Here is an 11,858-nt window from a genome sequence, read left to right as displayed (position 1 = left end):
GTCCGGTTCACGCTCTGGCCGTGCCTTCGGCCGAACAGCCGGAACAGGGCCACCGGTTGCCTGAACGACCCGCGGGCCTTCCCCGGCGGTCCGACTCTGGGCGCGGGCCTGACGGAGGGCGAGGCGGCGGGCGATCTCGCGCTGCCGTAGCTCCTCCAAGTGGGCCTGTTCTTCCTGGCCCGCTCCGAGCGGGATTCCTGACGTCATCAGAGATCCTCCGCGAAGGTGTGCACCTGCTCGATCACCGCGGCAGGGGTCCGGTCCAGGCTGTAGGAGTCGACGAACGCGATCCTGTCGGCGAGGCCTCCGGCACGAACCTCGTGGCGCAGAACCTGGAGCCGCTCGTTACCGCACTCGTCGGTGGCGGCCTCCAATGGATGCTTGACGGCGACCGCGACGGGCTCGCCGGTGAAATCCGAGGTGAAGAGCGCCACCGCTCCCGCGGCGGTCTCCTTCACACTGACGTTGGGTTCCTCGTCTGCCCAGCCCTTGAGCAGGACGGCGTGTTTCTCCGGTTCGATCCGCAGTTTCCGGCCGCGCAGGGCGTCGGTCAGGTCGCGGGCGAGCCGCCAGTCGTACAGCGGGTGGAGGCGCATGTTGGAGTAGTCGCGCAGGCAGGCGTAGCAGGAGCTGCGGCAGCTCTCCGCATGGTGATCGGCCTCCAGATCGTGCACGTACTGGTCGACCGCCTGGAGGAACTCCTCGATGTGCTCCCGCGAACCGAGGTGGGTGCTGAAGCCCGCGCCGTTGTCGAGGCTGTCCGCCAGGTAGGCCATCACGGGCGCGGCCACCGGGGCGTCCGACCCGTGGATGCCGCTGAGCAGTTCCTCCGGCTGCACGTCCAGGTGCGGGGCGGCGGCGCGCCGTAGCAGGGCCGCCAGTGAGTACCAGGCCGCGCGCCGGCCGTGATACGCCTCGGGGAAGCCGTCGACCTGCTGGGACTTCGAGATGTCGAAGCGTAGGCCTCTGCTTCTGTCGAGGGCGCCCTTGGCCCCCACGAAGAACATGTCCGTGTGCTGGGTGGCGCCGAGGGCGATCTCCAGGTCCGCTTCGGCCTTGGGATTGTCCAGAGCCAGGTATCCGCGCCAGGGTGCGTTGGACTTGACGAAACGGAAGAGCTTCCCGGCATTGGTGTTGACGATGTAGCGAGCGCCGCTGCCGGTGTGGACGACCATCCAGTCGTCGGCGGCACGGGGGATGCGCGGGGCGGTCTTCTCCAGGTCGGTGGCGGTCCTCGCGCTGGTGGCGTTGGAGCCGACTTCCCGGTAGCCGTCGTAATCCCGTGCTTCGCGGGCGGCCCGGAAGCCCGCGGGCTCCCGGAAGGGGACGGCCCTGTAGTACTTGCTCTCCGCACCGCAAGCGGGGCAGGTGCCGGCGCTGCCCGTCTCCTGGTCGACGGCGGCCTGCGGGTCCACATGGGAGCAGATCCGGCACATGGCGACCAGCTGTTCCGGTCCGAACGGGTCCTCGGCGGCTTGTACTCCGCGACCGCTCGGGACGAGGGAGACCACTCCGTTGGAGCGGAGCAGGCGGCCGTCCTGCGGGGTCTCACTGCCCGGTGCGAACTTGCTGAGGGCAACGGCCATGTCACGGTTGACGGAGTCGGCCGGCGGCCACGGGAAGGTCTTCTGCGGGATGCTCCGGTAGAGGAGGCGGGAGCGGGTCGGGAAACCGAACATGGGCAGGAGGCCCGCCTCCGCCAGACGCTGGCTGAGGTCGGAGTGGCCGACCGGCCGGGCCGCCACCTCATCGACCTGATCGAGTAGTTCGTCGACGGCGGCCACCGGATCGATGGAGGCGATGGTCTCCGGCGTTCCGGCCTGAAGGGCGGCGGCAGCGGCTCGGACACGGTCCGGGTGTCCGGCGATCCAACGGCGGACCGCACCACGGTGCGTCGGCCAGTCGGCGGCAAGGCCGAACTGCCCGTGCACGTTGGCCGTCATGTCCGGCCCCTTCCGGCGATCCTCCGGCTGCAGGGGCTCGAACGCCTGGCGCAGGACCTCTCCGAGCAGGACGCGCCGGAAGACGGAGACCATGCCGAGGACCAGGTAGGGCGGCGGAGTGGGGTCGTTGGTGATGGCTTCCGGGCGGGCGAAGTAGTGCTCGTCGTGACTCCGGCCGCGGCAGACGGTGAGGGCAACGGCCACCGGGCTGTTACGTCGCCCCGCCCGTCCCACCCGCTGCTGGTAGTTGAAGCGGGTGGGCGGCATGTTCGCCATGATCACGGTGTTGAGGGGGCCGATGTCCACACCGGCCTCCATCGTCGTCGTCACGGAGAGCAGTTCGAGGCCGTCCGCCTGCGGGACGTCGTTGTCGCCGAGGAAGACGTCCTGGAAGCGGCTCTGCCGGCGTTGGGCCTCCAGCCGGTCCGTCTGGCCGGTGAGTTCCGCCGTGCGCAGGGGGAAGTCACCGGTGCGGTGGGCAGCCTTCCACGCGTAGTAGTCGTCCTCCAGGACGCCGCTGTAGTGCTGGGGCGCGTCAGGCAGCGGGGTCAGGCACTTGGTGCACAGTCCCGCGCCCGGGTGAAGGTGCGGCCGGTGGCAGGAGCGGCAGGTCCAGGTCTTGTTCCCGCCGGGGCGGAGCGCCACCTTCTCGGGGTTGATGACGTATTCGACCACGGCGTCCCTCCAGACGCCGTGCACCTGGTCCGCGATCGTCTGCACATCGGTGCCCTGGCGTTCGGCGATCTGCTTCCAGAACCGCTTCAAAGGCGCGGGCGGCCTCTGAAGGGAGGCACGTATCCGGGTGAAGCGCCGCATCAGGCCGAGGATGCGCAGACTGGCACGTGCCACGGCCTGATCGCTGTCCGTGCCGATCTCCAGAGGCGAGCGGTCGTCGCGCAGGCAGAGCCAGCCGAGGCCGAGCGATTCGAAGTCGCGGCCGCCGCCGGAGAGGAGGCTTCCGATGGTCTCGAGGCGGAGGCGGGAGCGGATCCGGTTGAGCAGCTCCTCCTGTGCCTGGGTCTCCACCACCGCTGTTCGGTCACGCTCCCAGTTGTAGAGCGCGGTCCAGGGCTGCCCGGCCGAGGTCTGCTGGAGGGAGGCCGCGGGACCGGCGGGGTTGGTGCCGTATGCGAGCAGCATGCCTTCGAGGTCGGAGGCGAGGACGTCCAGCGAGGGCAGTTCGGAGAACTTCCGTTCCAGATCAGGCAGGAGTTCCCGCTCCGCGTCGAGGTCGTCGGAGAGGATCGCCTTCAGGCGCCCCCAGTCCGCCGGGTCGCGGTCCCGCAGCCGTGCCATGGCGGCACGGGCGGCCGCTCGGTCGACCGGCTCCCCGTCGTAGTGGGCCTTCACCAGTTGAAGGTCCCCGAACGGGTCGCCCTGTCTCTCGACGGCCCGGGCGCTGAGCAGACGGAGAAGATCCTGGTGGTGGCGCAGGGCGAGGCCGCTGGCGAGTTCGGAGGCGTCGTCGCGGCTGTCGGAGAAGGCGATCGCCTTGCGCTGACCGTCGGGAAGGTGGCCGAGGGCTTCCGTCACCAGCACCTGGTTGATCTTGTAGAAACCGGTGCGCATCCGCCGAACCGGTGCGTTGCGCAGCCGGTCGGGGGACTCCAGCGGGATGAAACGGCCGTCCCTGTCGTACCTGATCTCCCAGTCGTCGCCGCAGGCGGGGCAACGGGTGGGGAAGGCCTGGAGCAGGGCCGGATCGTAGGCCGGCTTCTTGCCCTCCTTGTCCAGGGGCACGGAGATGTGGAACGACCATCCGGTGTGCTGGACGTCCCGGTTCTCCAGACGGCCGGTGGCAGGCTGGTAGGCACTGCGACGGAACTCGAACCCGACCTGCGGCCCGCCGTCCGACAGGCCCGCGTGCCAGCCGGCCTCCTCGAGCCCGAGGCCCTTGGTGCGCGGCCAGTACACGACGTAGTTCGCCGCGGTGGGTGCGCCGCTGGCCTCGTCGGGGAGCAGGTCCAGGTCCGGGAAGTCGGTGTGGAGGGCACCGGTGAACCGGCGTCGCAGGGTGTCCTTGGGGCTGGCGTACCCGCCGAGCATGAGGTCGCCGCATGCCTGGCAGGACAGCAGTTCCAACACCCGGGCACCGCACGTGCAGCGAGAGGTGGGCTCGGCGAAGAGCCGGCCGATCCGGCGTTCGGGGCCGTGCTCCACCGGGATGTGGGGGCAGTTCGGGTCGGAACAGGCCCAGATGCCCTCGATGTTCCGGAAGAAGAAGTGGGCGCGGAGCTGAGGCAGTTCGGGGTCCTGCGCGGTTCCGAGTACGCGCAGCAGACCATGCAGCGCCTCCCGGCGCCGCTCCTCGGTGGCGTCCGGAAACAGGCTCTTCGCCAGTTCGGGGGCGGGCAGGGCACGCGGTGTGCCCCCCGGAGTGAGTGCGCGCTGGAGCGCCGGGCCGAGGCCCGTCTCCCGGGCCAGCTCGACGGCTCCGTCGTGGGTGACGGTGTCGGTCGCGGCCCGCACGAGGCGTGCGGTGTGTGCGGCGAGGTCGCCCCCGCCGCCGTGGATCTCCTTCGCCTTGCCGGGGATGATCACGCGCCGGGAGCGGGGCAGGGCGAAGAACCCGTCCAGGAACTCGTCGTCCCGGCCGGCTTCAAGGGAGGCGGAGGCGGCGAGCACACGGAGCTTCTCGGGGTTCTTGTCGAGGCCGAGGCGGTGGCGGAGGTTGCGCAGCAGGTAGGCCACCTCGGTGCCGGCCGTGCCGCGGTACATGTGGAGCTCGTCGAGGATCAGGGTGAGGCGGGCGTCGTCACTCCCCTCCAGCCACTTCCTCGTGGCGCTGAAGATGTGCTCCTCCTGCTTGCGGAGCAGCATGATGTTCAGCATCGAGTAGTTGGTGACCATGATGTCCGGCGGCGCGGCCTGCATGTCCCAGCGGGCGTGCATCTCCGCTCCGCCGAGGCGCGGGATGAAGGGCCGCAGCTCCTCCCCCAGCTTCGCGTCGGCTTTGCGCTGCCGCTCCTGCACCTCCCGCAGGTACTGCCGGAGACGGAAGCGCGCCGGCTCGGAGTCGCGGCTGCCGGAGACGGGGGTGGCCCCGGTGTAGCGGCCGAAGTAGAAGCGGTGTCCGTTGCGCTTGCGGTCGAGCCATGCGTGGGCCTCGCGGCTGTCCAGCGACTTGCGGAGCCGGACCAGTTGGTCGTCGGCGAGGGCGTTGGTGGGATAGAGGATCAGCACGCGCACGGCGGCGGGGTGCCCGTGCTCGTGCTGTCGGCTGGGCACGTGGTCACCGTCGTGCTGCCACCATTCCGGCTGCACCGCACGGGTGCCCTGCCAGTCGGCGGACTCGGCCACCAGGTCTGCGAGAACGGGTAGCAGGAAGGACTCCGTCTTGCCGGAACCAGTGCCCGCGGTGACCACGAAGTCCTTGCCCGCGCAGGCGGCGACCAGGGCGTCGTGCTGGTGCTGGTAGAGGCTCGTCACGCCGGCGGGGAGGGTGAAGCGGGCGAACTCGGCCGCGTCGGGGTGCGCCCCTGCCTGGGCGAAGGATTCCGCGATGCCGACACCCCGGGAGGCGTACCGCGGGCGCAGCTCGATCAACGGTTCGCGCCAGGCCCCGTTGTCCCGGTCCAGGAGATTGCGCCGTTCCTCCATGACGGAGCGGTCGTCGACGCTGAACGGGGTGTCGTAGTAGCGGAAGAGCGCGCTGCGCAGGTCGTCGAACGTGCCCATGACGTCCTGGACATCGGTGTCCGTCACCGTCGTCTGCTGTTCCACGCTCACTCGGTCCTCCCACCGGTGACTGCCACCGATCGCGGCATGATCTCCAGGTTCTGCCGCAGCGAGGCCGCGATCGCCTCGGCGAGCACCCTCGGCACGTTGTCGTACGCGCTGGTCTGCGCCTGCTTGCCCGTCGCGGGCGGGAAGCCGCTGCACAGCACGGCCGCGCGCTCGTGCAGGGCGGGCAGGGGCGCGTACCGGTCGACGAAGAGCCGGCCGACGCCGGCCCGGCCCTGGCCGGATTCCGGCCGCCAGCGCATCACGCCGGTGCGGTGGCGGGCGAGCTCCAGGTAGACGCCTGTCTCACGGTCCACCGCGTGGAAGACGCCATTGCGGCGGACCCGGGTCAGGCGTGCGTAGTCGGCTCCGCGCCACCGGTACAGGCCGTCCTCCTCGTCTCCCGCCACGGGGACGAACCGGCGCATGCGGGGTTCGTATCTCTCCAGCGTGTTGGCGGTGCTGCCGCCGGGCGGCGCGGATTCGGGGCCCGGTGTCGCCTGCGGAAGCAGCCTCATCAGCTCCAGGGCGGCGCAGGGCACGTAACGGAGCCCGAGGAACTCCGCGGTTTCCTCGAGGGCCCGGGGGTCCTCGTACTGGAGCAGGAGGGTGTCGGGAAGCGGTGCCTCACCGGTTTCCGGCGCGTGGGGGACAGTGATCAGCTCCATCCACTCCCGTGCCGCGTGCTCGACGCGCGTACTGATCCGCGCCGTGCGCGCGCCGGTCAGCAGCGCGAGGCCATCGGCGTGCGGCAGCCGGGTCAAAACCGGCGGGGCCGCCGACCAGCGGTCGGCGCGCAGGTCCACGTCGATGAAGCCGAGGGCGGCGGCCTTGCGTATCCAGTTCCAGTCGGCGTACTCCTTCAGCTCCAGCCCCCATGCCCGGGCCTGGCCGCGGACTCCGTCGCGCAGTGCCGACACCCTGCCGCTGCGGCTCTCGCTCAGCCAGCGCAGAAGGGTCCCGCCGAACTCGGCGTTGTTCATCGGTCCCGTCATCGGTTCACCTCCTTCGCTGCCAGCACGTACGCGCTCCACGAGGGCTCGTCGGACGCCTGCTGGGCGTTGAGAACGGCGCGGGCCCAGGCCCGCGGGTTGCCGCCGCTCTCCGGCTTCGGTGTTCCGGGGTTCACCGGACGTCCCCTCCAGCGTCCGCTCCGGCGCTCCAGGATCCAGCCGCCGATGCCGTGGAAGCCGGCCTCGAAGCGCCGCGAGGCGGGGGTGTCGGGGAGCCGTTCGGTCCACCAGTCCGGCTGCTCCGGGGCCTGAAGCGTCCACAGCCGCCCGTCGGCCGCCGCGAACAGCACCTCGTCCGCGTCCCGGCGGCACAACTCCACGACGGCTGGCGTCTCCTGGAGGGCGGCGCCCGTGCAGTCGGCGCCGGTGACGGCGGTCGTCAGGTCCCGCTCGTCGAGGAGGCAGGGCGAGGCCGAGGCCTTGCCGTCCGTGACGGTGAAGCCGCAGACCCTGGTCGTCTTCGGCTCGACGACGGCCTGGTCCGCGGTGGCGAAGCCGATCTCCGCGCCCGCGTAGCTCACCGTGTGGCGGCCCGGCTCCAGCCGGAGCACGGCCAGGGGGACAGGGCTGCCCGCGGCAATCGCCTTCCGGAGCCCGGGCCGCTCCTTGCCGTCGACCAGAAGGGTGCCCGTGCCCTCCGTGGTGTCCGGGAGGACCACCTGAGGCTCGCCTCCCCGCAGGTACAGGTGGGGATCGAGCGAGGGCGCCAGCTTCAGCCCGCCCTCGAGGCGTAGCTTGAACTGCACCGGGGGCTGAAGGAGGCCCACCGCGCCCTGGACCTCCTTCAGCGCCCGGCGCAGGGTCACCGCGTCAGCGAACGTGACGGGTTTGTGCAGGGACCAGCCCTGCGGTACCCACGCCAGTTTGCCGGTGTCGACACTCCGGCCCGTCGTCGCGGCCTTGTCCAGCAGCCGCTGCACGTCGCGCCGCGCGGTCGGGGCGGCGAGCACCACGTGTGCCTCTCCCGGGCGGAAGCCGTCGGTGCCGGTCCAGACGCCGAGTACGTCGTCCCGTGCGAGCACCAGGACGGAGGAGGCCGGGCGGCTGAGCACCAGGCCGTCCCCATCGCGGCGGATGCCCTTGGTGAGAGTGTCGGCGCTCGGGGAGGGCAGGCCCGTCACCTCGTAGTAGGCGGTGTCGCCGAGCTGTTCGAGGACGACGCCACCCTTGAGCTCGATCCGCTCCTTCTGCTCCGCGGAGCGGATGCGCGCCACCCAGCCGAGACGCCCCGCGTCCAGCCGCACCAGGAGTTCGGCACGGGTGACGCCGGTGGGCACCAGCTCGTCCGAACCGTCCCAGGAAGCCGCGTAGTTGCCGATCAGCTTTGCGAGGAAGGGACGGAACTCCTCTTCCCGCAGTGCGTTGCGGAAGTTCTTGGAGAAGTGCTGCTCCATGCCCCGGATCTCGATCTGGGCCAGCAGCGTCTCCCCCGGCAGGGGCCAGGTCGTGCCGTGTTCCCGCAGCGACCGGAAGAGTTTCGGCAGCAGGGACCGGTCCGCGCCGGTGAGAAGCGCCTGGGACTGGGCGAACCCGATCCTGCTGCGGTTGGAGGGCAGGTCGGCGGGGGCGGGAAGGGTGCACAGGCCCCGAGCACCCTGCTGGCTGTGCTGCCAGGAGGCCAGCACCTGCCACATACGGGACACGGGCTCGTAGTGGTGGCTCCCCAACAGGTTCTCGTCACCGGTCAACAGCTCGGAGAAGCGGGCGTGGTAGGCGGTGGCCCGGTGATTCCGGTCGTTCACCATTCGGGACGCGGCGATCACCGAGCAGGCCAGCAGCGGCAGGAAGGCGGGCGCGCCGTCCCTGTCGTGCTGCCGCCTGCGCCAGCGGTAGTCCTCCAGTGCGCTGTACGGTTCCGCGGTCCCCAACCGCAGGAACCTGCCCACACACCGGGCGAGGGGCTCCTCCAGGCCGTATCCGTGCCTGAGTTCCTGTTCCACGTCGTCGTCGACGTAGAACAGCGTGGGGTGGCCGGCGTGCTGCCGTCCGAAGAACTCCTCGGCCAGCACGTCCTGCCACAATTGGTAAGAATGATCCACTCTGTCCCCAAAAGAGATGTTCCAATGCCCTCTTCGTGAAATCCCCGGCATGGAACGGTCTTCCGCATCACGCCACCGATACCACAAACCCCCTGTGGCAATTGCAGGATCACCGCGATGCGTCCGTACCCGTCACGCCCCCACGCGACAGCTCGGCACATCAGTCAATGCAACCTACAGCCGAACGTTATCGGCGCAGGTGGCAGCAACGGCAGCGAAGGCCGTCCAATGGACTGCTGTTCGGGTGGCACTCTTCGGCCCCTCACTTCGGGTTGCGCTCCGAATCCACTTGTCCGGCAAGAGCGCAGGATCTGTGCCTCCTCCTTCCGGGCGGCTGTGGAAGAGACGCGGCCGGTGGCGCGACGCAGGGCGAGAGGGGCGAGGGCGTCGGCGGTCTCGCTGAGGTCATGTCCGATGTCGCCCTTCAGCCAGCGGACCTGGACGGGCTGGCGGTGGCGGTGGCGGTGGCGCACCAGACTGTCCAGCGGCGTCGGCCACGGCCACTACGGGGGTGTCGGGGAGGTCTGCGAGCCGGGCGTACCGGTCCGCGTCGGCCGGAATCTCCGCCGCCCGGTGTTCGCCGCCGCCCTCGTCCGTATCGGCGAAATCGGCGAGGGCGGAGGCCCGTTCACCTGGGAGAGCACGGCCGTCTGCAGGGCGGTGAAGTCGTCGGCGAGGCGACGGATCAGCTCGGTGTGCTCTGCGGTCTTCACGGTGTCCTCCCAGGAGGGTCGCGGGTGGGGTGAGCGGTGGCCGCACAAGGTGTGCGCTCGGGCGTGAGCGGGCCCGCGGTCCGGGCTACCGCACCTGGCCGGTGAAGATCGCCGTGCGGTACCAGCCGCTGCCGGAGGTGTCGGCCGGCGTGATCTCGATCTGGGCGCTTCCGGCCGTCTTGGGGAACTCGCAAGCCGCCTTCCAGGTCTGCGACTTGCCCGGCAACAGGTGCGTGTCCGGCGTGCCCCCGAAGCCCGCGTCCGTGTCGAAGATCTGGTCGGCGCCGTCCGGGCAGGAGAGGCTGACCATGCTCAGGTCGATCGCGGACTTGGAGCCGTTCCGCACGGTGACGGAGAAGGCCAGATAGGGCTTGCCGGACGGGCTGGCGTACTCGCCGGAGGTGCCCCGGCCGAAGCCGCTCAGGTGCGCCTCAACGCCGTTGTTCCACGTGGCGGTCTTGTCCAGTGCGACAGTGAAGTTGTCACCGGCGGAGTCGTCCTGAGTGTCCTGCGCGTCCCCGGTGCTCCGGGTGTCCTGCGAGGCGCTGACGGTGGCGTCCGGCGGCGCGGTGTCGGTCTGGTTGCCGCCGATGCCGGAGCAGGCGGACAGGGAGCAGCCGGCGAGGGTCGCCGCCACGGCGAGGACGATCCTGCGCGGGCGGGTCGGGGGCGCCGAGATCGGCGTGGTGAGTCCGGAGATGGTCGGGTAGCCCATGGGGTCACTCCTTGTGTCGATACGGAGGGGGAACTGACGGGTGCGAGAGGGAGAGGGCGCGACTGCCGGCGGAAGCGGAGCCGCCTCGCCGAGCCGAGCCCGGACCTGGCCCGGCGTCGCAGCCTGGACGTCACGGATACGGGTGCCGTGGGCTGCGACCGCAGGTGCGTTCGGTCCGGGGAGGGCGTTCGGCTGACAAGGCCCCGTTGTCGAAGAACCCGCGCGCGAACCCGCTCAGCTCCGCGCCCCACGGATCCTCCGTCCCAGCTCGCTGTGCGGGTCGAGGAGCGCACCCGCGACGCGGCCGGCGGAGTCCTTCACACCGCCGCTGAAGTTGAGCCGGCCCGTGGAGCCGACGCTGGCGCAGACGCCGTCCCAGTAGGCGGGTTCGCGCTCCCAGCGGACGTCGGCGAGCAGGCGCTCCACCGTCTCGTAGCTCATGACGTCGACGGGGGCGCACCAGGGGGTGGCGCGGTGCAGCAGGACGCCGAGCCCGGCCATGACGGCCGGCGCGGTGATCGCGTTGCGCCGGGCGAAGTCCGGGAAGCGGTCCCCGATCAGCCGGGACACCAGACGGACGACAACCCTCTCCACCTCGTCGGCGTCGGTGTGCGACGGCAGATCGCCCTCGTGGACGTTGGCCGCGGAGTACTCCACGCCCTTGCTGCCGAAGATGGTCGTGAGTATCAGCGCCCGCAGTGCGGACAGCGTCACGACCTCCTTGTCGGTCCTGGTGAGCTGACGCTTGCCCGCGTTGACCAGCTTGGCGAACGGCACCCGCTGCCCGTCCGACTCGACCTCGAGCCTCTCGCCGACGATGTGGGAGAGGCGGGTGGCGAGGTCGCGCTGGTCCATGGACATGGCCAGGTTCTTGGCCACGTCGACGCCCTTGACGTTACGGTCGTAGAAGATCTGCCGCGCGTCCGCCGGAGAGATCCCGAGGTAGAGCTCGAAGGGGATGCGGACCCCTCGGCCGAGTTCGGTGTAGGTCAGGCCGAAGGACTCCGGGTCCTGGTAGATGTCGTGCCAGGCGGTGGTCTGGGTCTCGCCGTCGATGGCGATCACCATGGCGTCCGCGGCGACGGTCAGCGTTCGCAGGCCCGAGCCGGGGATCAGCTCGTCGCTCATCGCGGCGATCTCACCCGCGTGCCAGAGCGTGATCGGGGGCGTGGACCAGGCGGAGCCGTGCTTGCCGAGGATGCCCGCGGCGATGTACTCGGCGTAGTCCGGGATGTTCTTGCCCTTCTGGGACTTCAGCGTCCGCTGCACGGTCGCGCGCAGCTCGGCACGGCGCCGGGCGTGACCGGACGCGGCCCTGAGGGCGCGCGGGTCCTCCTCCTGGCGCGGTGACGGCACGAGGCGTACCAGGGTCGCGAGGGACATGGTGCCGATGACCGCGTCCTCGCGGAACGGGATGACGGTGAGCGGGATTCCTTCCGGGACGCCGCTCGGCATGGTCAGACGCATGGGTCCCCCCTGGGAAGTGGTCGATCAGCCGCCGCCCGCCCCCGGAGGCGCCGCGTGCCACCGGTGCCCCACCGAGGCGGGGGCAGCACGAGGAACCGAGTGCTCAAGGACATGGCTGTGGCAATGCAGGTGACGCTTCACACCGCGGAGCAACGCTCACCGTCGGAAGCAATCAGATGTAAACACGACCGTGAAAGCATTGTCCAACAGCTTGTCTGAGTTGACGCCTGCTGTAGGGTGTGACC

6 protein-coding genes are annotated in these 11,858 nt (G+C 70.5%); all 6 read right to left on the bottom strand.

Annotated features, from left to right (window positions below; translation table 11 throughout):
- Nucleotides 1-206 precede the first annotated feature (206 nt).
- The 6 genes from IE251_RS16215 to IE251_RS16190 all read right to left on the bottom strand — a co-directional run bounded on the left by IE251_RS16215 (nt 207) and on the right by IE251_RS16190 (nt 11,613).
- Nucleotides 207-5,666, bottom strand: a complete 5,460-nt coding sequence (locus tag IE251_RS16215; RefSeq protein ID WP_229896788.1) for a DEAD/DEAH box helicase — start codon at nt 5,664-5,666, stop codon at nt 207-209.
- A gap of 2 nt (nt 5,667-5,668) precedes the next feature.
- Nucleotides 5,669-6,661: a hypothetical protein gene (locus tag IE251_RS16210; protein WP_189753651.1), complete on the bottom strand. Its 993-nt coding sequence runs from the start codon at nt 6,659-6,661 to the stop codon at nt 5,669-5,671.
- Entirely contained in the window at nt 6,658-8,700 is a 2,043-nt protein-coding gene (locus tag IE251_RS16205; RefSeq protein WP_189753650.1) for a hypothetical protein, read from the bottom strand. The genes IE251_RS16210 and IE251_RS16205 overlap by 4 nt, the downstream gene beginning before the upstream one ends.
- Nucleotides 8,701-9,221: 521 nt before the next feature.
- Nucleotides 9,222-9,431: a hypothetical protein gene (locus IE251_RS16200; protein WP_189753649.1), complete on the bottom strand. Its 210-nt coding sequence runs from the start codon at nt 9,429-9,431 to the stop codon at nt 9,222-9,224.
- Between the two features lie 85 nt (nt 9,432-9,516).
- On the bottom strand, nt 9,517-10,146 hold the full coding sequence (locus IE251_RS16195) for a DUF4352 domain-containing protein (RefSeq protein ID WP_189753648.1): 630 nt from the start codon (nt 10,144-10,146) through the stop codon (nt 9,517-9,519).
- Nucleotides 10,147-10,380: 234 nt separating this feature from the next.
- Entirely contained in the window at nt 10,381-11,613 is a 1,233-nt protein-coding gene (locus IE251_RS16190; protein WP_189753647.1) for a DNA sulfur modification protein DndB, read from the bottom strand.
- Between the last annotated feature and the right edge of the window lie 245 nt (nt 11,614-11,858).

The organism is Streptomyces eurythermus (assembly GCF_014649115.1).
Lineage (GTDB): Bacteria > Actinomycetota > Actinomycetes > Streptomycetales > Streptomycetaceae > Streptomyces > Streptomyces eurythermus.
This window is presented reverse-complemented; position numbering and strand designations above follow the sequence as displayed.